The following is a 19,186-nucleotide window of genomic DNA, read 5'->3' on the forward strand; positions in this document are numbered from 1 at the left end:
GGGCACACCATGACCCCGAACAGGCAAAAGGCCCCGGAACCGGGGCCTTTTTTTCAATCGTGCAGCGACTGGCTGCGTGCCGATCAGTTCGGAATGGTCAGCATCGGTTCCTGCGGCTTCGGCGGCGCTTCCGGGATCTTGCCGTCCGGACCGATCACGAAGACGCGCGTGTTCATCGGAACGCGCTGGTACAGGTCGATCACGTCCTGGTGCCACATGCGGATGCAGCCGCTGGAGACGCTCTTGCCGATGCTGTCCGGCTCGGTCGTGCCATGGATGCGGAAGAGCGTGTCGACGTTGCCCTGCCACAGGTACAGCGCACGGGCGCCCAGCGGGTTCTTCGGCCCGCCTTCCATCGGCTCGTTCTCGTACTTCTTCAGCTCCGGACGCCGGGCGATCATCTCCTTCGGCGGGAACCAGCGCGGCCATTCCTGCTTCATGCGGATGACGGCAACGCCGGACCAGGCAAAGCCGGCCTTGCCGACGCCGATGCCGTAGCGCAGGGCCTTGTCGCCGCCGAGCGTCCAGTAGAGGAAGTGGTTGTGCGGATCGACCACGATGGAGCCCGGCTCCAGCTTGTTCGGGTAATGCACCACCTGGCGCCAGAACTTGCGGTCGAAGCTCTGGTACTTGATGGCCGGGATGTCAAACTGGCCATCCTTGCGCGCCGCATAGGCCAGCGCATAGTCGAACTTTTCGTCCGGCAGCGGCGGCTGCCCGGGCAGGCCGACCACGCGCGGGATGGTGACGGTCTGGCACCCGGCCAGCGCACCGGCAATCAGCAGAGACCCGCCAGCCAGCAGCGTTCGCCGGCTCAGGACCAGTTTCGGCATTCCATTCTCGTCAGCAACCTCGGCTGCCATCTGTGCCACCTTGGAATTTCACGAAGTTTCGATGTCGCTCCTTTTGCGCCGCGGCAGGATCAAAAGGCAATGGGCCTTTGCGGCAGTTCGATCAAAAGCTCGCTACAGCGGCTTTGCTGCCACAGGAGGGGCCGGGCCCCTCTCTTGCAAGGGCTTCCGGGCCGGTGTCTTATGGGGTCCCTGCAGCCGATCCCAGCCTGCCCGCCGCCCCGTGCCGCATCCGAGAAGGCCCCGTCCGTGACTGATTCGCATTCCCCGCAGCCGCCGGTGCCCGTGTTCGACGGGCACAACGACACGCTCCTGAAGCTCGAGATGCGCGCGCAGGATGGCCGGGCCCGGTCCTTCTTCGACGAGGCGCGCGAGGATCACATCGACCTGCCCCGCGCCCGGCGCGGCGGCTTTGCCGGCGGCCTCTTTGCCATGTTCGTGCCTTCGGTGCGGGACCAGGCACAGGTCCGCGCCCTGTCCAACTCGGATCCCCGCCATTTCGGCCGGGTCGGCCAGGCCGAGGCCCTGGACTGCACGCTGCGGATGATGGCGCGCGCCTTCCGTCTCGAGCGGGAGCGCCCGGACCAGGTCCGGGTCGCCCGCAGCCACGCCGACATCCTCGCGGCGATGGAGGCTGGCCAGCTTGCCATGGTGCTGCACATCGAGGGGGCCGAGGCGATCGACCCGGACTTCGCCGCGCTCGACGTGCTGTATCAGGCCGGGCTGCGCTCCATCGGTCCGGTCTGGAGCCGCCAGAACATCTTCAGCGACGGCGTCCCGATGGCCTTTCCGTCCTCGCCCGACACCGGAGCGGGCCTCACCGATCTCGGCCGCGAGCTGGTGCGGCGCTGCAACCGCCTCGGCGTGATGCTCGACCTGTCGCACATCACGGAGAAGGGCTTCTGGGATGTGGCCGGGCTCAGCGAGCGGCCGCTCATCGCCTCCCATTCCAATGCCCATGCGCTCTGCCCCAGCGCCCGCAACCTCACCGACCGCCAGCTCGACGCCATTGCCGAGAGCCGGGGCCTCGTCGGCATCAATTTCCATGTCGCCTTCCTGCGCGATGACGGCCGGCACAATCCCGACACCCCGCTGGAGACGATCGTCCGTCATGCGGACCACCTGATCAGCCGGCTCGGCGAGGATCACGTCGGTCTCGGCTCCGACTTCGACGGCTGTGTCGTGCCCCGGGCCATCGGCGATGTCGCGGGCCTGCCTGCGCTGCTGGAGGCCTTCCGCAAGGCGGGCTACGGCGAGGAGCTGATCGCCAAGATCGCGTGGCGCAACTGGCTGTCGGTGATCGCCCGTTCGGGCCTGTGACGACTCACGGAAATGTTATTCGCAAGGGTCAGGCAGTCGTTTGATTTCGCTGTGCAGTCAAGCCGTTAACGGTATCGTCCGGGAGATGATCCGTGTTTCTGCCTGTCCGGCCTGGCCGGCTGTCTTTCGTCTGCCCGCTGCCGGGCCTGCCTCCTCCGGACGGGAACCGGCGGGCTGCCTGCGGCGACATCCCGGCAGCAAATCGCAGGTCCCGGGCCAGAGGGGCCTGCCATGACCTCGCCCCGTCGGCCCCACCGCGAACAGGTCGATCTGCTCGCCCGCCTCACTGCCCAGGAAGGCGGACGCAAGAGCAACCACGTCTACTGCGATCTCAAGCGCCGCATCGTGCTCGGCGAACTGACCGGGGCGAGCATCCTGACCGAACAGGCCATCGCGCAGGACTATGACTGCTCGCAAGGCACGGTGCGCGAGGCGCTGCTGCGCCTCGAGCAGGATGGGCTGGTGGACCGCAAGGGCTATCAGGGCACCTTCGTCACCCAGCTGACCCCGGCCGAGGCCGAGGCCTTCGTGCGGCTGCGGCTGGAGCTGGAATGTGCCGGCATCGCGCGGGCGTGCGAGCGCATGGACGCGGAGGCGCGCGCCTTCGTGCAGCAGTCGGCCCAGGACTATCGCCAGATGCACGAGACCGGCGAACTCTATGGCCTCGTGCTGCTCGACCGGGCCTTCCACATGCGGCTGTTTGAACAGGCCGACATGCCGAACCTGCTGCCGCTGCTGAGCCGGGCGCTCTTGCAGCTGCACCGCTACACGATCTCGCAGCGGCCCGATGTCCGGCCGTGGTTCGACCTCAGGCCGGACCCGCATGCGGACATCATCGCGGCGCTGGAGTCCGGCACTCCGGCGCTCTGCCGGCAGCGCATGTTCGAGCACATCCGGGCCAACATCCAGGCCTTCGCGCCCGAGATCTTCGACCGCGTCTTCGACCGTGGCGCGGATCCGGCCGAGCGCCGGCAGCGACCCGACGCCCGGGCCTGATCACCGCCTCCCGGAAACCTTTGCCCGAACGATAAGAGGCGGCCGGTGGCCGCCTCTGACTGCTGACAAACCTGCTCACAGTCATCCCGGCCCAGCTGAGCGTGAGCGAAGCGCCGAGCCGGGATCCAGATATCAGCCGCGCGAAGCGCGACACACCTGTCGGTCGCAAGTCGTATCGAGCTGACTTGGTTTTGGGCTCGCTTGCGCTCGCACAGACATGCTGGATTCCGGATCTGCGGTTCGCTGAACGCTCACCTTGTCCGGAATGACGGCAAACTGACGAAACTCCGAAGTTTGTCAGCAGTCTGAGGCGGCCGGTGGCCGCCTCTTTGTCTCCTGCCGGCACGGGGCCGCTCCGGGGCCTGCGGCTCAGCCCGTGCGTCCGGTCAGGCCGCCAGATGCTCCAGCATGGCGGCCGAGATGAGCTTGCGGGTGTAGTCCTCGCGCGGCTGATCGAAGATCGCCTCGGTCGGGCCGGCTTCGACCACCTTGCCATGCTGCATCACCATGACCGTGTCGGCCATGGCGCGGACCACGGCCAGGTCGTGGCTGATGAACAGGTATGTCAGGCCGTGGGCGGCCTGCAGGTCGCGCAGCAGGGTGACGATCTGCTTCTGGATGGTGCGGTCCAGCGCCGAGGTCGGCTCGTCCAGCACCATCAGTTCCGGCTTCAGCACCATGGCGCGGGCAATGGCGATGCGCTGGCGCTGGCCGCCGGAGAACTCGTGCGGATAGCGGTTGCGCATGGCCGGATCGAGGGAGACCTCTTCCAGCGCGACGCAGGCCCGCCGGTCGCGCTCTGCCGAACTCAGCGAGGGTTCGTGCACCAGCAGCCCTTCCGTGATGATCTGCCCGACGGTCATGCGCGGGCTCAGCGAGCCGAAGGGATCCTGGAACACCAGCTGCATGTGCTTGCGCAGGCCGCGCAGCTCTGCCCGCCCCTTGCCGCTGATCTGCTGGCCCTTGAACAGCACCCGGCCCTCAGCCGGCAGCAGGCCGAGCAGCGCCCGGCCGAGCGTCGACTTGCCCGAGCCGCTCTCGCCCACGATGCCCAGCGTCTGGCCCTCGCGCAGCACCAGCGACACGTCGTTGACGGCGGTCAGGATGAAGGGCTTGGTCAGCAGGCCGCCGCCGAGCGAGAACTCGACACGCACCTTCTGGCCCTCGATCACCGCCGGCCGGCTGTCGGCAACAGCGGCCTTGCGGCCCTCCGGTTCGGCGTCGAGCAGCATCCGGGTATAGGGATGGGCGGGGGTGGCGAAGATCTTCGCCGTCTCGCCCTCTTCCACGACTTCACCCTGGCGCATGACATAGACGCGGTCGGCGATGCGCCGCACGATGCCGAGGTCATGGGTGATGAAGACCACGGCCATGCCGAGGCGCTTCTGCAGGTCGGCGAGCAGCTCCAGGATCTGGGCCTGCGTCGTCACGTCGAGCGCGGTGGTCGGCTCGTCGGCGATCAGGACGTCCGGATTGTTGGCCAGCGACATGGCGATCATGACGCGTTGCCGCTGGCCGCCGGACAGCTCGTAGGGGTAGGACTTCAGCTTGCGCTCGGGCTCGGGGATGTTGACGAGCTTCAGCAGCTCCAGCGCCCGCTCCCTGGCGGCCGACCAGCTCAGTCCGCCGTGTTCCACCATGGGTTCGGCGAGCTGCCGGCCGATGGTGTAGAGCGGATCGAGCGAGGTCATCGGCTCCTGGAAGATCATGGTGATCTTCTTGCCGCGGATGTCGTTCAGCTTGCGGATCGGCAGGCCGAGGATGTTCTGGCCATTGTACAGGACCCGGCCCGCCGTCCGGCCGTTGGAGGCCAGCAGCCCCATGGCGGCCATCATCGTCTGGCTCTTGCCGGAGCCGCTCTCGCCGACGATGGCGACCGTCTCGCCCCTGGCGACGTGAATGTTGACGCCGCGCACCGCATTGACGGCGCCGGAGTTGGTGGTGAAATCGACTTTCAGGTCCTCGATCTTCAGGACCGTCTCGCGTGTGGTGGTCATGGCCATCGCTCCTCAGCGGTCCTTGGGATCAAGTGCGTCGCGCAGCCCGTCACCGATGAAGTTCAGGGCGAACAGCGTCGACGTCAGGAAGATCGACGGGAAGATCAGCATCCAGACCGAGCCCTGCAGGTTGCGCGCGCCCTCCGAGATGAGCACGCCCCAGCTGGTCATCGGCTCCTGGACACCCAGCCCGAGGAAGGACAGGAAGCTCTCCAGCAGGATCACCTTCGGCACCAGCAGCGTCATGTAGACGACCACCGGACCGAGCGTGTTGGGGATGACGTGACGGCGCAGGATGCCGCCGTTCGACACGCCCATGGCTTCGGCCGCCTGGACATATTCCTGGCGCTTGATGGTCAGCGTCTGGCCGCGGACGATGCGGGCCATGTCGAGCCATTCGACCGCGCCCACCGCGATGAACATCAGCACGAAGTTGCGGCCGAAGAACACCACCAGCATGATCACGAAGAAGATGAAGGGCAGCGAGTAGAGCACGTCGACGACGCGCATCATCACCTGGTCGACACGGCCGCCGAGATAGCCCGAGGTCGCGCCGTAGATCACGCCGATGGCGATGGCCACGACGGTGGCAAGGAGACCGATGGTCAGCGACACGCGCCCGGCGATGAAGGTCCGGGTCATCAGGTCACGACCGTTGGCGTCGGTGCCGAAGTAGAAGTGCAGGTGCCGGATCTCGGCCTTGAGCACGGCCGACTTGTTGTCCGCCGCCATGTCCTCGAAGCGGGCATCCTTGAACAGGTCGCTGCGGTTCACGTACTCGACCAGGCGCGGATCGATGTCGCGGCCGGAGCTGACGCGCACCGACACGGTGTCGCCCTCGCGGGCGTAGCCTTCGGTCGTCAGCCGCGCGCGCTTCAGCGCGGTCATCAGCGCCGGCTCGACCTGGTCGGGCAGCGGATAGGCCGAGAGGCTCGCCGGCACCTTCACGTAGTCGCGGTAGACCTGGTCATAGCCATGCGGCGACAGCCAGGGGCCGACGATCGACACCAGGGTGATCAGCGCCAGCACGATCATAGAGGCGACGGCCGCGCGGTTCTTCAGCAGGCGGTCGCGGGCATCGTCCCACAGGGAGCGGCCCTTCACCGGCAGGGCGCCGGGGGTTTCGACGGAGGAAACACTCATCACGCTTTCCCCTCAGTCAAAGCGCACGCGCGGATCCAGCAGCGCATAGAGCAGATCCACGATCAGGTTGAACAGGATGACGAAGCAGGCCACGACGACCACCGTGCCCATCACCAGCGTATAGTCGCGGTTGAGGGCGCCCTGGACGAAATAGCGGCCGATGCCGGGGATGCCGAAGATGGTCTCGACCACGACGGAGCCGGTCAGCAGGGCGGCGGCGGCGGGGCCCAGATAGGACACCACCGGCAGGATCGCGCCCCGGAGGGCATGGATCACGATGACGGTGTAGGCCGAGAGGCCATAGGCGCGGGCCGTGCGCACATGGTTGGAGCGCAGCGCCTCGATCATCGAGCCGCGCGTCAGGCGCGCCACCACGGCAATCTGCGGCAGCGCCAGGGTCACGACGGGCAGAACCTTGTTGACGAAGGCGCCGTTGTTCCAGCCGCCGACCGGCAGCCAGCCGAGCCAGACGCCAAGGATCAGGGTCAGCACGGGGGCAACCACGAAATTCGGGATGGTCACGCCCAGCGTGGCGGCCGCCATCACCGTGTAGTCGGTGCCGTGGTTCTGCCGCAGGGCGGCGACGACGCCGAGGATGCCGCCGACCACGAGGGCCAGCGCGAGGGCCGTCAGGCCGAGCTGCATCGAGATCGGCAGGCTGGCGGCAAAGAGTTCGTTGATCGAGAAGTCGCGGAAATAGAAGCTCGGGCCGAAATCGAGCTGCACCACGCTCTTCAGGTAGATGAGGTACTGCTGCCACAGCGGCTCATCCAGGTGATAGATCCGGTTGAGGTTTTCCATCACCTTCGCCTCGAGGGGGCGTTCGAGGTCGAACGGACCGCCGGGGGCGATGCGGATCAGGAAGAACGAAATCGTAATGATCAGGAACAGCGTCGGGATCGCCCCGAGCAGCCTTTCCAGCACGTAGCGCAACATGAGCCTGCCCTTTTTATTGTGTCTTGGTCAGCCTTGAGCGTGGCTGCGGGCCGATCCGGGTCCCCGCCGGCGGGATCGGCTGGCGCGCGGCATCGGTGCCCGCGCGCGATCGCTTGTCCGCATGAAAACCGGCCGCGCCTTTAACGGCGCGACCGGCTCGTGTCCAGTGCCTTATTCCGAAATGCTCATGAAGCGGGTCGGATGCACATCCTGCAGGTTGGTCTCGAAGCCCTTGAGCTTCGGCGAGACCAGGTTCTTGGAGGCGTAGTACATCAGCGGAATGAAGGGCAGATCATCCATGAAGATGGTCTCGGCCTGCTTCAGCAGCGCGGCGCGCTTCTCGAGGTCCGTCGTGGCGGCGGCCTCGTCCATCAGCTTGTCATAGGCCGGGTTTTCGTAGTTCGCGTAGTTGAAGCCGTCATTGTCGGACTCAACGAGGAACAGGAAGTTCTGCGGGTCGGAGTAGTCGCCGATCCAGCCGGCACGGGCCAGGTCGAAGTCGCCCTTGTCGCGCAGATGCGCATAGTGGGTCTTCGTGTCCGTGTTGAGCAGCGTCACTTCAACGCCCAGGGGCTTCCACATGTCGGCCAGGGCGACCGAGGTGTTCTTGTGGTTTTCCGAGGTGTTGTAGCGGATCTCGAGCTTCAGCGGCTTGTCCGGGCCGTAGCCGGCCGCCTTCAGCAGCTCGGCCGCCTTCTGCTCGCGGTCGAGCTGGGACATGTCCTTGTAGGAGGCATAGGCCGGCTCGCCGTAGTTGTTGATGCCCGGGGGCACGAGCGAGTAGCCCGCCACCATGGTGCCGCCCCAGATCTCTTCGGCCAGGAACTCGCGGTCGATGGCCATCGACAGGGCCTGACGCACTTCCTTCTTGCCGAGGGCTTCGTCCTTCATGTTGACGGCGAAGTAGTAGGTGCCGAGATACGGCGCCACCTTGAACTGGTCGCCGAGCTCCTTGCGGATGAACTCGACCTGCTCGGTCGGCACGTCGTCGTTGGAGTGCAGCTCGCCGGCCTGGAAGCGGCGCAGCGCGGCGCCACGGTCTTCGGTCGGGTAGAAGAAGACGGTGTCGATCTTGACGTTCTCGGCGTCATGGAAGTTCGGGTTCTTCACCGCCTTGATGTGGGCGTTCGGAACGAACTCCTTCAGCACGTAAGCGCCGTTGGTGACGATGTTTTCCGGCTTCACGAAGTCGGTGCCGTGCTTCTGCACGGTGGCCGGATGCACCGGCAGGCCGGTCTGGTGGCCAAGCAGGTCGACGAAATAGGGCGTTGCCGCCTTCAGCGTGATCTCGAGCGTGTGGTCGTCGAGGGCCTTCACGCCCAGCTCTTCCGGCTTGGCGGTGCCCTTGTTGACTTCCTCGGCGTTCAGGATCGGGTACAGGATGTTGGCGTACTTGGCGCCGGTGTCCGGCGTCATGATGCGGCGCAGGGAGAACACGAAGTCGCCGGCAACGACCGGGTCACCGTTGGACCACTTGGCGTCCTGGCGCAGCTTGAAGGTATAGGTCTTGCCGTCGGCCGACACGGACCAGCTCTCGGCGACGCCGGGGATGATCTCGCCGGCGGCGGAATAGGTCACGAGACCTTCGTAAAGGTCGCGCAGGATGTGGGCCTCGTAGACGGTCGAGGTCTTGTGCTGGTCCAGGGTTTCCGGGTCAGCAGAGTTGCCGCGATGGTATACCACCTCGGCCATGGCGCTCATCGAGGTGGCGGCCAGCAGGGCCGACGCAAGGATGGTCATCCGGGCAGATTTGAACATGGTTGTCTCCCCTCTTCGCAATTGAAGGCTACCTGTACCGGTAGGGTGCCGACGATTCCACGCGTCGGATTTGAGATCAACCGTGCCGCAACGGCGCTTTCCCCGGATTGCCGGCAAAAAGCTGTTTTTATCCTGTTAACAGTTCATTCAGGAAAGAAAATCCACTCCGCCATAGGCTGCGACAACCTTCTTTCAATCCCCGTTTGCAGATGACGCAGCGGCCTGCGCGGGGTGATCGCCCCGGTGAACCCGAGCGTACACCGACGGCAAGCGCAAAAAAGATGGAATCCGTCGCCGGGCCGCCCCATCTCCTCTTGCAACGGCGGCCAAGATCGCGTTCCTCTCGCCCCGATCCGGCGGCCGTCTGCCGTCCCTTCTCATCCTGACCGGAACTCCATGGCTCCTCCGCTCCTGATTCTGCGCGACATCCACCTCACCTTCGGCGCGACGCCGCTCCTGACCGGTGCCGAGCTGAGCGTGTCGGAGGGCGACCGTCTCTGTCTCGTCGGCCGCAACGGCTCGGGCAAGTCGACGCTGCTGAAAATCGCGGCCGGGCAGATCGAGGCGGACAAGGGCGAGTATTTCCTGCAGCCGGGCCGCACCTTGCGCTACCTGCCACAGGAGCCCGACCTGTCGGCCTATGCAACGATTCTGGATTACGTGAACGATGGCCTGGCGCCGGGCGATGATCCCTATCGCGCGCCCTACCTGCTGGAGGTCCTCGGCCTGACCGGCAAGGAAGATCCGCGCAGCCTGTCCGGCGGCGAGGCGCGCCGGGCAGCACTGGCCCGGGCGCTGGCACCGGAACCCGACATCCTGCTGCTGGACGAGCCGACCAACCATCTCGACCTGCCGGCCATCGAATGGCTGGAAAGCGAGCTGAAGGGCCTGCGCTCGGCCATCGTGCTGATCTCGCATGACCGGCGCTTCCTTGAAAATCTCTCCCGTGCCACCGTCTGGGTCGATCGCGGCATCACCCGCCGGATGGACCGGGGCTTCGAGCATTTCGAGGCCTGGCGCGACGACGTGCTCGAGCAGGAGGAGCGGGACCAGCACAAGCTGGCGCAGCAGATCAAGCGCGAGGAGCACTGGATGCGCTACGGCGTGACCGCCCGGCGCAAGCGCAACATGCGCCGGGTGCGCGAGCTGGCGGACCTGCGCGAGAAGGCCCGCAGTCATCGCGGACCGCAAGGCACGGCCAAGCTGACGGTCACCGAAGGCGAGACCTCGGGCAAGCTGGTGGTCGAGGCCAAGGCCATCGCCAAGAGCTTCGGCGACCGGCCGATCGTGCAGGGATTTTCCACCCGCATCCAGCGCGGCGACCGCATCGGCCTCATCGGCGCCAATGGCGCGGGCAAGACCACGCTGCTGAAGATGCTGACCGGCGAGCTTGCGCCCGACAGCGGCAGCGTCCGGCTGGGCACCAACCTCCAGATGGTGACGCTCGACCAGAAGCGCGAGCGCCTCAACCCCGACGAGACGCTGGCCACGGTGCTGACCGGGGGGCGCGGCGACACCGTGGTGCTGGGCACCGAGACCAAGCACGTGATCGCCTACATGAAGGACTTCCTGTTCTCGCCCGAACAGGCCCGCACGCCCGTCGGCGTGCTGTCGGGGGGCGAGCGCGCCCGCGCCATGCTGGCCCGCGCGCTGGCCAGCCCGTCCAACATCATGGTGCTCGACGAACCGACCAACGACCTTGATCTGGAGACGCTGGACCTGCTGCAGGAGCTTCTCGGTGACTATGACGGCACCGTGCTGCTCGTCAGCCACGACCGCGACTTCCTCGACCGGGTCGCCACGTCGGTGATCGTCTCCGAGGGCAACGGCAAGTGGCAGGAATATGCCGGCGGCTATTCCGACATGGTGGCCCAGCGCGGCGACGGCGTCACGGCCCGAAAGGCCGAGAAGGCGCCGGCCAAGCCGGCAAAGGCAGCAGATCCGGCCCCGACCACCGCCGCGACAGCGGCGAGGCCGTCGGCCAGGACGAAGCTCTCCTTCAGCCAGCTGCATCTCCTGAAGACGCTGCCGGACACGATCGACAGCCTGACGAGGAAGCTGGAAAAGCTCCAGGCCGAGATGGCCGATCCGGCGCTCTACACCCGGAACCCCGACCGCTTCGCCAAACTGTCAGCCGAGATCACCAAGCTGACCGGCGAAAAGGACGCAGCCGAAGAACAGTGGCTGGAACTGGAGATGCTGAAGGAAGAAGCGGAGGGGTGACAGTCCGGCATTTGCCGGGCCTGGCACGATTGATCGCTTAGGAGTTCGGCGAAGCAAATCCGGCAACAGCGTCGTCGATGCGGGATGACAAGGCCATCAACTGGCCTTCGATGGTCGTCTCGAGGTGTGCGAGCCGACCGCTGAGCTCAGCCTTGAGCATGACCTCGATGTCATCGCGAGTCTCGCTCACCCGCCGTTCAATTCGGCGGCTGTATTCAACGGTCTGCACCGCAAGCGAGCGTCTGTCGGACACGTCCTTGCGCAAGAGGCGCAGTTCGTCGAGCACCTGCTGTTGCTGGCGCAGTACAAACTCAAGGTCGACCGTGCTTTGGGACATCGCCTGCCTCCTGCACTGAAGGATGCAGAACCGCGCGTCGATTGGCAAATGCCAATCGACCTCAACCGCGCAAGATCCGCGCATGAATGCCCTTCCGCCTACTCCCCGAACACCTTCGCCAGATCGCCTGCATCCAGCAGCCGCCACTTGCCTTCCTCCAGGCCGTCGAGCGTCAGGTTGCCGATCTTGACCCGGGCAAGGGCCGTCACGTGGTTGCCGGTTGCGGCGAACATGCGGCGGACCTGATGATAGCGGCCCTCGTGCAGCGTGAGGCGGGCGTGTTTCTCGCCGAGCACTTCCAGTTCGGCCGGCAGCAGCGGCTTCTCGTCGTTGTCGAGCAGGAAGGTACCGGAGGCAAACAGCGCCGCCTCGTCGCCCTTCAGCGGACGGTCGAGCACCGCCTCGTACACTTTCGGCACATCGGCCTTCGGGCTGATGATCCGGTGCAGCAAGGTTCCGTCATCGGTGAACAGCAGCGCCCCGGTGGTGTCGCGGTCGAGGCGGCCGACCGTCGACAGCACCGGCTTGCGATAGCGGAAGCGGTCGGGCAGGAGGTCATAGACCAGCCGGCCCTGGTCCTTGGTGGAGCAGGTGTAGCCGACCGGCTTGTTCAGCAGCAGCACCATGCCCTGCGCCGGGTCCAGCGGCTCGTCGTCGAACAGGATGTCGTCATGCGCGGTGCGGGCGTCGGCCTTCAGCGCATTGCCTGCGCGGTCCGTCACCCAGCCGTTGCGGATGGCGATCTGCACTTCCTTGCGGGTGCCATAGCCGAGATTGGCGAGAAGCTTCACCAGTCTCATTTGCCGCGTCCCTTGCGGGCATGGATCACCTTGTAGCCGGCCTCGTCCGCCACGATGGCCATTTCGGCGAAGAGCTCGTTCAGCACCGCCTCATAGGGCAGATGCCGGTTGGCGACCATCCACAGGCTGCCGCCCGGCTTCAGACCCTTGGCCGCGGCGCGGATGAAGGCCTGGCCCACATCGGTCCGGTCGGCCTTGGTGGCCTGATGGAAGGGCGGGTTCATGGCAATGAAGTCATAGGCGCGCCCCAGCCCCTTGGTCACGTCAGCCCAGAAGAACTGCAGCCGGCGCGGCGCGGTCGCCTCGGCCAGGTTGTCGCGGGCAAGGTCCAGGGCACGCTTTTCCGCCTCGTAGAGGTCGAGCGCCGCGACCCGGGGACAGCGGGCGAGCAGGCCCGCCGAGAGCACGCCGAACCCTGCCCCGAGATCGGCGCCGATGCCCGACAGCGTCGCCGGCAGCGTGCGCAGGAGCAGGTCCGTCGCCCCGTCGACATGGTCCCAGGCAAAGAGCCCCGGACGGCTGACGAAGCGGCCGTCGAGGATGGGGCGCGGAGCATCTCCGGCGGCCCACTCGTCCAGCAGCGCGCGGTTCAGCCTTGCGTCGTCCCGCAGCGCCCAGGCGACCCGGCACTTGGCCTTCGACTGGTTGCCCTCGAGACCGCCGGCAATCTCCGCCAGATCCGTCTCGAAGGCCTTGCCGCCTTCCGCGTTGGCGGCCGAGATGATGACGCGGCCGCCCGGCCGCACCCGCATGAAGGCCTGCGCGATCAGCGCCCGCGCCTCCTGCTTCTGGCGCGGGGCCAGGATCAGCGCCAGCTCATGCCCCTCGCCGGGCACCTCCGGCGCAGCCGTGTAGCCGCTGGCGGCAAGCGCGTCGCGGTCCGGGGCGAAGCTCTGCACCAGGTCGAGCCTGTCCCGGTCGAACAGGGCAAGGTCGCGGCCGGCGCGCGCCCGCAGGAAGAGGGTGCGCGCGGGGGCAGCCGGCACGTCGAGCGTGCCGTTCGCCAGCGGCAGCAGCAGGGTTTCAAGCACCGGATCGGACATTGCAGCAGTCTTTCGCGTTCAGGCATCGGGTCGGATGGAGGCGCCCCTCATACAGGGGACGGACGATGCGGTCAAAAGCCGGCGTCACTCAGGATCGGCCGCCCGTCGACCAGCAGACGCAAGGGGGCCGAGCGGCCGCCCGCCGTGAGCGCAATGACCAGCTGCATGCGCTCGGGCGGCGTGGTCTCGATCGCCCTGCCCTCCCCTTCCGGCACGAAGAAGGCATCCAGACCGTAGTCCACACTCAGGTCCTCCTGCGGGGTCCGGTCGTAGCTGGCCTTGCCGGCAATCACGGGCCCTTTTGCCTCGGCGGCACGCGTGTGCACCGCAACCGGCTGGAACACGCCCGCAGCGTCGGCGGCAAGCTCGACGTGGACGATCTCCCCGGCCTCGATGGGGCGGTCGAGCCCGGGCAGGGACGCCGGCAGCCGCGCGATGGCCAGATTGATGATGACATAGTCGCCCCGAAGCAGGTCGCGCGGGTCGACCGGCCGGACCGCGAGCACCACCTCCTCGCCCGTCCAGTGCACGCTGGCCCGCTCCAGAAGCGGCAGGGCAATGAGGCAAAGCTGGACAAGCGCGATCAGCCCCCAGCGGACGGAGCCCCTCGCGGTGGCCGAGCGGACTGACGGGCGCGTGGCCCGCGCGGATGCCGGAGCAGGCGCTCCCGGATGGCCGGCGTCGGTCATGTCGCGTCTCCCTTTCCGTCGGCCCATCTGGCGGCCATCCTCAGGCTGAAGGACGCCGCAAAGGCCATGCCGATGAGCACGATCCCGGCCAGGAGGAAGAACAGCGCCTGCCCGAGCAGCGAGCCGATGGTCTCGGAGAGAAGCCAGAGGGCGACGGCCGTGAAGGCCGCGTGTCCGGAGAGCGTCCACAGTCCCTGTTGCATGACGATGCCTGCCATGGCCACGGCGACGCTGGTGCCGAGCGCAAGCGCGGCATGGACCACGATCTGGTCGGGCGCAAGCCCCAGGACAGCCGTCGTCATGACGGCCCCGAGCACGCCGAGCAGGGCCAGAAGCGCCTGCGGACGCTCAAGCCTGCGGAGGACGGCAAGGGCGGCCAGGAGGAGCAGCGCTGACGGCAGGACGACTGCCGGCGACAGGAGCTCCGGGCCCGGCAGGTCTCTCGACCAGGCACCGATGAACGCGACCAGCATCGTGCACAGCATGAGGACCAGGGAGGCGTCTGCAGCCGACCGCGCGAGCAGGCGCAGGCCGACAGATCCGGGCCGGATGCCGCCGTGATCCGCCGCGGTTCCGAACAGCACGATGCTCCCCGCCATCGCGGCCAGCGCGACCGCAAACAGCGGGCTGTCGACCATGCTGGCCGGCCCGGCCGAGAGCAGCCACTGGAGATAGACGATATAGGCCAGCAGGATGCTGCACCAGCGCGACAGCCGGGCCGGGTGGATCACCGCGTGGGCCGCGACAGCCGGCACGAGACAGAGGGCAAGCACCTGGTCGCCCATCGTGGTCGGGGCACCGCTCTCCAGTCCGAGCAGGACCCAGACGATGGCCGCCACGCCGGCCAGGGCGAGTGTCAGGCGCGAGCCGCCGATCCAGGCGGCGGCGAGGCATCCGGCGCACACCAGCAGGGCGCCGCCGGTCCAGTCCTGCGGCAGATGGAACATCTGCCCGACAAGCGACAGGCCGGCGACAAAGACCATGGCGGCAAAGGCTGTGGCCAGGTCGGCCAGTCCCGGTCGCTCCAGCGCATCGGCCCGGGCGGCGACCATGTTGGCGCCCACGACCAGCAGGACGATGCCGGCCAGGCGGACGCTGCGGCTGATGTCGTCCCAGTTGGCGGCGATGAAGGCCGTGACGGCCAGCGCGATGCAGATCATGCCGACGGTTGCGAGCGCGAGCGGCAGGCGGCTGCGGCCATCGGCCTTGCCGCGGTCGGCCAGGATCCGGGCTGCCCCCTCCCGGGTCACCCAGCCCCTTTCGATCCATGTCTCGATGTCCGCCCTGAGGCGGCGCTCGTACAGCTGGTCAAACATACGGATCCCTCCGGTCGGGCCCGACATTAAGCCGCCGCGCGGCAAATGTCAGGCGCGACCGGAACAGCGTCAGGCGGCGGCGAGCTGCTTCAGGAAATCGTCGACGGACCTGCGCAGGGCCTCGCTCTGGTCAGCCACCGCCCGCGAGGATGTCGCCAGCCGCTCCGTCGTCCGGGTCGTCTCTGTCGTGGCGGATTGCATCCGGACCATGTCCTGCGCCATCTGCGTGGTGCGGCTCGCGGTGACCTGGGCATTGCTGGCGATCTCGCTGGTGGCCGCGCCCTGCTGCTCGATCGACCGGGTGATTGCCTCGGTCTGCTCGTCGATCGTGACCATCGTGCGGGTGATCGCCTCGATGGCGCCCACCGCCTCGCCCGTCGAGGCCTGGATGGCGGAGATCTGCGCGGAGATCTCGTCGGTCGCCTTGGCCGTCTGGCTGGCCAGCTGCTTCACCTCGGCGGCGACCACCGCGAAGCCCTTGCCCATTTCGCCGGCGCGCGCGGCCTCGATGGTCGCGTTCAGGGCCAGCAGGTTGGTCTGGCCCGCAATGTCCTGGATCAGCGTCACCACCTGTCCGATGCGCTCGGCCGCAGCGGCAAGGCTCGTGATCTTGGCGTTCGTCGCCTCGGCCTGGGTGCTGGCGGCATCGACCACCTGGGCGGTGGTGGCGACCTGCCGGCTGATCTCCTCGATCGAGGCGGACAGCTCCTCCGAGGCTGCGGCAACGGTCTCGACATTCGCCGAGGCCTCTGTCGCAGCCTCGGCGGTGCGCTCCACCGTCTGGGCGCTGTGCCGTGCCGTGCGGTCCATGGCCGCAACATCCTCGCCCAGATGCCGGGAGGCCTCGGTGAGGGCCCGGAAATACTGTTCCGTGCTCTGCCGGAAGCGCTCGGCCAGCGTGTGCATCAGCGCCGCCTTTTCCTGCTGCGCCGCCTCTTCCTGCGTCCGCATCTGCGCGGCCAGCGCATTCTGCCGGGCAAGGGCGGTGCGGAAGCCGTCCAGCGCGTCCCGCAGCTGGCCAAGCTCGTCCGAGCTGGTCCAGTCCGGCACGCCTGTGTCGATGCGCCCGGCTGCAAGCCCCTCGGCGGAGCGGGCGAGCTGGGCCGCCCGGCTGCCGACGCGGCCGGACAGGTAGAACCAGGCGAGGACGGCCGCAACGATCGTCAGACCGACCATCACGAGCTGCTGCATCGCCATGCGGGCGGTCATCTCGCGCACGCTGGCGTTCGAGACGGCCATGTAGTCGTGGATCAGTTCCTCTGCCCGGTCCGCCTCTGCGGTCAGGGTCTCGAATGCCTGGTCGAAGCGCTCGTCCGCGTCCGTGCCGGCCACGTCCCGGCCGACGTTGGCGTAGCGGGCCCGGGCGACCTCCTCGAAACTGTCGAGACCGGTCAGCACCTTGCGGATCGCCGCGCGGACAGGCTCGGACTCGGTCGCGTAGAACGTGCCTTCGTCGTTCCGGCCGCCGGACAGGATGGCATTGGCATAGAAGCGGCTCTCGCCGATCAGCCGCCAGACCTCGTTGATGTCCTCGCTGTCGTCGCCCGACATGATCTCCTCGAAGAGAAGATGCGCGTGGGTGGCAGTCAGCTTGATCTCCATGGCGGCGTCGCTGAGCGGGGCCAGCCGTTCGCCGAGGTTGAGACCGCTTGCGCCAAGTTCAGCCACGGACTTGTATGTGATGACACCCGCGCCCGCCACGACGGACACGACGAGTGCAAAGCTGAGCAGCAGCTTGCGACCGATTGTCATTTTCATCAGGACCCCCGGAAGGACATTCCCATCCCGGCACAGCAGGGCGCCATGCAACCGCCGCCAAGTGTTAAGCAGCATGGTTATCAAATGGTTGATCTTTCCGTTGCGTCCGCTTGCTTACTTGCAAATATCTGGAAGAATGACTTGCACCCCTGTTAGAAAAACGAGGGCATTTAAATACAAATGGCTGCGACAGGGATGTCGCAGCCATCTGGGCGGGACCGGATGCGGATCAACGCTCAATGCGTGTAGACGATCTCGCGCGTCTCGCGGAAGCGGATGTCCGGGTTCTTCTCGCCGACATAGTTCACTTCCCAGGTGCTCTTGAACAGGAACACCGGCTTGTCGTCACGGTCGAGGGCCACGCTCATGCGATTGGCCTCGATGAACTTCTGCAGCTTCAGCGGGTCGTCGCACTCGATCCAGCGGGCCGTGGTGTAGGGCACCGTCTCGAAGCCGATCTCCGTGGCGTACTCGTTCTTGATGCGGTCGATGACCACGTCGAGCTGCAGCATGCCGACCACGCCGACGATCCAGTTGGAGCCAAGGTCCGGCTTGAAGATCTGCACCAGGCCTTCCTCGGCCAGGTCCTCAAGCCCCTGACGCATCTGCTTCACGCGCATGGTGTCCGACAGGCGCACGCGGCGCAGCACTTCCGGCGCGAAGGCCGGCAGGCCGGTCACATGGATTTCCTCGCCTTCCGTCAGCGTGTCGCCCACCCGCAGCTGGCCGTGGTTCGGCACGCCGATCACGTCGCCCGGATAGGCCTCCTCGGCAATCTCGCGCTCCTCCGCGAAGAAGAAGATCGGCGCGGACACCGCGATGGTCTTGCCGGCCCGCACGTGCTTCAGCTTCATCCCGCGCCGGAAGGTGCCGGAGCACAGGCGCACGAAGGCGATGCGGTCGCGGTGCTTGGGGTCCATGTTGGCCTGCACCTTGAAGACGAAGCCGGTCACGTCGGCCTCGTCGGGCGCGATGACCCGACCGCCGGTCGCCGGCTGGGCGTGGGGCGCGGGTGCGTGCTCGGCGATGAAGTCGAGCAGGTCCTCCACCCCGTAGTCGCGCAGTGCGGAGCCGAAGAACACCGGGGTCAGATGCCCCTCCAGGAAGCTCTCCCGGTCGAAGGCGGCATAGCCCTCGGCTCCGAGTTCCACGTTCTCGGCAAGCTCCGCGAGGATGCGGTCGAAGACGGTGTCGACCAGGATCGGGTCGTCCAGCCCGGAGACCGGTCTGGCCTGCGTGTAGGGTCCGCCACGCTCGCCGTTCGAGGTGCAGAACAGGTTCTTCTTCCAGTCATAGACGCCGAAGAAGTCCGAGCCCATGCCCACCGGCCAGGTCATCGGCGCCACGTCGAGGGCCAGCGCCTCCTGGATCTCGTCGAGGATCTCCAGCGCATGCCGGCCCTCGCGGTCGATCTTGTTGACGAAGGTGATGATCGGGATGTCACGCAGGCGGCAGACCTCGAACAGCTTGCGCGTCTGGGTTTCGATGCCCTTGGCCGCGTCGATCACCATGATGGCCGCATCCACGGCCGTCAGGGTGCGGTAGGTGTCTTCCGAGAAGTCCTCGTGACCGGGCGTGTCGAGCAGGTTGTAGATGATGCCGCGCCGCTCGAAGGTCATCACCGAGGACGAGACCGAGATGCCGCGTTCCTGTTCGATCTTCATCCAGTCCGAGCGGGCCCGGCGGCGCTCGCCGCGCGCACGCACCTGGCCGGCGGCCCGGATCGCGCCGCCTGACAGCAGCAGCTTTTCCGTGAGGGTGGTCTTGCCGGCGTCCGGATGCGAGATGATCGCGAAGGTCCGGCGGGCGAGGTAGGGCGCAGCGGCCGTGCTCATCGAAGAAACTCCTTGGGGCAGTGCTGCCCGGTAACAGGGCCTGTCACGAGGCCGGCGACAGGACATGACCGGGCACAGGACCGGGCAATCGACCGGGCAATCGACTGGGCTATCGACTGGGCCGGCAACGCGGCCGGCTCCGGCGCGGTGCGTGTCCGGCGGCAGACCACGTCGTGACGATCAG

At 67.0% G+C, this 19,186-nt stretch carries 15 protein-coding genes; 3 read left to right on the forward strand and 12 right to left on the reverse strand.

Features of this window, described 5'->3' with window-relative positions; all coding sequences use genetic code 11:
• Window positions 1–83 precede the first annotated feature (83 nt).
• Window positions 84–833: a L,D-transpeptidase gene (locus GWI72_RS10030; RefSeq protein ID WP_208995701.1), complete on the reverse strand. Its 750-nt coding sequence runs from the start codon at window positions 831–833 to the stop codon at window positions 84–86.
• Window positions 834–1,100: 267 nt separating this feature from the next.
• On the opposite strand from GWI72_RS10030, the gene GWI72_RS10035 reads away from it, so the two are divergent.
• Window positions 1,101–2,171: a membrane dipeptidase gene (locus GWI72_RS10035; RefSeq protein ID WP_161674473.1), complete on the forward strand. Its 1,071-nt coding sequence runs from the start codon at window positions 1,101–1,103 to the stop codon at window positions 2,169–2,171.
• Window positions 2,172–2,402: 231 nt separating this feature from the next.
• Window positions 2,403–3,167, forward strand: a complete 765-nt coding sequence (locus GWI72_RS10040) for a GntR family transcriptional regulator (protein ID WP_161674475.1) — start codon at window positions 2,403–2,405, stop codon at window positions 3,165–3,167.
• Between the two features lie 386 nt (window positions 3,168–3,553).
• Here GWI72_RS10040 and GWI72_RS10045 read toward each other — a convergent pair whose 3' ends face one another.
• The 4 genes from GWI72_RS10045 to GWI72_RS10060 all read right to left on the reverse strand — a co-directional run bounded on the left by GWI72_RS10045 (window position 3,554) and on the right by GWI72_RS10060 (window position 9,001).
• Window positions 3,554–5,164, reverse strand: coding sequence for an ABC transporter ATP-binding protein (locus GWI72_RS10045; RefSeq protein ID WP_161674477.1), 1,611 nt, complete (start codon window positions 5,162–5,164; stop codon window positions 3,554–3,556).
• A gap of 12 nt (window positions 5,165–5,176) precedes the next feature.
• The gene (locus GWI72_RS10050; protein WP_161674479.1) at window positions 5,177–6,307 is read right to left on the reverse strand and encodes an ABC transporter permease subunit; all 1,131 of its coding nucleotides are present in this window, start codon (window positions 6,305–6,307) and stop codon (window positions 5,177–5,179) included.
• A 12-nt stretch (window positions 6,308–6,319) separates the two neighbouring features.
• Entirely contained in the window at window positions 6,320–7,243 is a 924-nt protein-coding gene (oppB, locus tag GWI72_RS10055; protein ID WP_161674480.1) for an oligopeptide ABC transporter permease OppB, read from the reverse strand.
• A 171-nt stretch (window positions 7,244–7,414) separates the two neighbouring features.
• A complete protein-coding gene (locus GWI72_RS10060) occupies window positions 7,415–9,001 on the reverse strand; it encodes a peptide ABC transporter substrate-binding protein (RefSeq protein ID WP_161708545.1) in 1,587 nt (528 codons plus the stop codon).
• Between the two features lie 396 nt (window positions 9,002–9,397).
• Between GWI72_RS10060 and GWI72_RS10065 the strand changes: the two genes are divergently transcribed.
• Window positions 9,398–11,224, forward strand: coding sequence for an ABC-F family ATP-binding cassette domain-containing protein (locus GWI72_RS10065; RefSeq protein WP_161708546.1), 1,827 nt, complete (start codon window positions 9,398–9,400; stop codon window positions 11,222–11,224).
• 37 nt (window positions 11,225–11,261) lie between these two features.
• Here GWI72_RS10065 and GWI72_RS10070 read toward each other — a convergent pair whose 3' ends face one another.
• The 7 genes from GWI72_RS10070 to GWI72_RS10100 form a co-directional block, all read right to left on the reverse strand.
• On the reverse strand, window positions 11,262–11,561 hold the full coding sequence (locus GWI72_RS10070) for a hypothetical protein (RefSeq protein WP_161708547.1): 300 nt from the start codon (window positions 11,559–11,561) through the stop codon (window positions 11,262–11,264).
• Between the two features lie 98 nt (window positions 11,562–11,659).
• Window positions 11,660–12,361 (reverse strand): pseudouridine synthase, encoded by a 702-nt coding sequence (locus tag GWI72_RS10075; RefSeq protein ID WP_161708548.1) that lies wholly within the window; start codon window positions 12,359–12,361, stop codon window positions 11,660–11,662.
• Window positions 12,358–13,404, reverse strand: a complete 1,047-nt coding sequence (locus GWI72_RS10080; RefSeq protein WP_161708549.1) for a class I SAM-dependent methyltransferase — start codon at window positions 13,402–13,404, stop codon at window positions 12,358–12,360. The genes GWI72_RS10075 and GWI72_RS10080 overlap by 4 nt, the downstream gene beginning before the upstream one ends.
• Window positions 13,405–13,475: 71 nt before the next feature.
• A complete protein-coding gene (locus GWI72_RS10085; protein WP_161708550.1) occupies window positions 13,476–14,093 on the reverse strand; it encodes a GDYXXLXY domain-containing protein in 618 nt (205 codons plus the stop codon).
• Window positions 14,090–15,409, reverse strand: coding sequence for a DUF2157 domain-containing protein (locus GWI72_RS10090; protein WP_161708551.1), 1,320 nt, complete (start codon window positions 15,407–15,409; stop codon window positions 14,090–14,092). Before GWI72_RS10090 ends, GWI72_RS10085 begins: the two co-directional genes overlap by 4 nt.
• Before the next feature lie 69 nt (window positions 15,410–15,478).
• Window positions 15,479–17,167, reverse strand: coding sequence for a methyl-accepting chemotaxis protein (locus GWI72_RS10095; protein ID WP_161708552.1), 1,689 nt, complete (start codon window positions 17,165–17,167; stop codon window positions 15,479–15,481).
• A 236-nt stretch (window positions 17,168–17,403) separates the two neighbouring features.
• Complete coding sequence (locus GWI72_RS10100; protein ID WP_161708553.1) at window positions 17,404–19,002, reverse strand: peptide chain release factor 3; 1,599 nt, start codon at window positions 19,000–19,002, stop codon at window positions 17,404–17,406.
• Between the last annotated feature and the right edge of the window lie 184 nt (window positions 19,003–19,186).

The sequence above is a fragment of the Pannonibacter sp. XCT-53 genome, from assembly GCF_009915765.1.
GTDB lineage: Bacteria > Pseudomonadota > Alphaproteobacteria > Rhizobiales > Stappiaceae > Pannonibacter > Pannonibacter tanglangensis.

Coding starts and splice junctions, on each gene's coding strand:
- GWI72_RS10040 (WP_161674475.1), top strand. CDS start 2,403: ATGACCTCGCCCCGTCGGCCCCACCGCGAACAGGTCGATCTGCTCGCC.
- GWI72_RS10085 (WP_161708550.1), bottom strand. CDS start 14,093: ATGACCGACGCCGGCCATCCGGGAGCGCCTGCTCCGGCATCCGCGCGG.
- GWI72_RS10075 (WP_161708548.1), bottom strand. CDS start 12,361: ATGAGACTGGTGAAGCTTCTCGCCAATCTCGGCTATGGCACCCGCAAG.
- GWI72_RS10030 (WP_208995701.1), bottom strand. CDS start 833: ATGCCGAAACTGGTCCTGAGCCGGCGAACGCTGCTGGCTGGCGGGTCT.
- GWI72_RS10090 (WP_161708551.1), bottom strand. CDS start 15,409: ATGTTTGACCAGCTGTACGAGCGCCGCCTCAGGGCGGACATCGAGACA.
- GWI72_RS10050 (WP_161674479.1), bottom strand. CDS start 6,307: ATGAGTGTTTCCTCCGTCGAAACCCCCGGCGCCCTGCCGGTGAAGGGC.
- GWI72_RS10095 (WP_161708552.1), bottom strand. CDS start 17,167: ATGAAAATGACAATCGGTCGCAAGCTGCTGCTCAGCTTTGCACTCGTC.
- oppB (WP_161674480.1), bottom strand. CDS start 7,243: ATGTTGCGCTACGTGCTGGAAAGGCTGCTCGGGGCGATCCCGACGCTG.
- GWI72_RS10065 (WP_161708546.1), top strand. CDS start 9,398: ATGGCTCCTCCGCTCCTGATTCTGCGCGACATCCACCTCACCTTCGGC.
- GWI72_RS10100 (WP_161708553.1), bottom strand. CDS start 19,002: ATGAGCACGGCCGCTGCGCCCTACCTCGCCCGCCGGACCTTCGCGATC.
- GWI72_RS10070 (WP_161708547.1), bottom strand. CDS start 11,561: ATGTCCCAAAGCACGGTCGACCTTGAGTTTGTACTGCGCCAGCAACAG.
- GWI72_RS10045 (WP_161674477.1), bottom strand. CDS start 5,164: ATGACCACCACACGCGAGACGGTCCTGAAGATCGAGGACCTGAAAGTC.
- GWI72_RS10080 (WP_161708549.1), bottom strand. CDS start 13,404: ATGTCCGATCCGGTGCTTGAAACCCTGCTGCTGCCGCTGGCGAACGGC.
- GWI72_RS10060 (WP_161708545.1), bottom strand. CDS start 9,001: ATGTTCAAATCTGCCCGGATGACCATCCTTGCGTCGGCCCTGCTGGCC.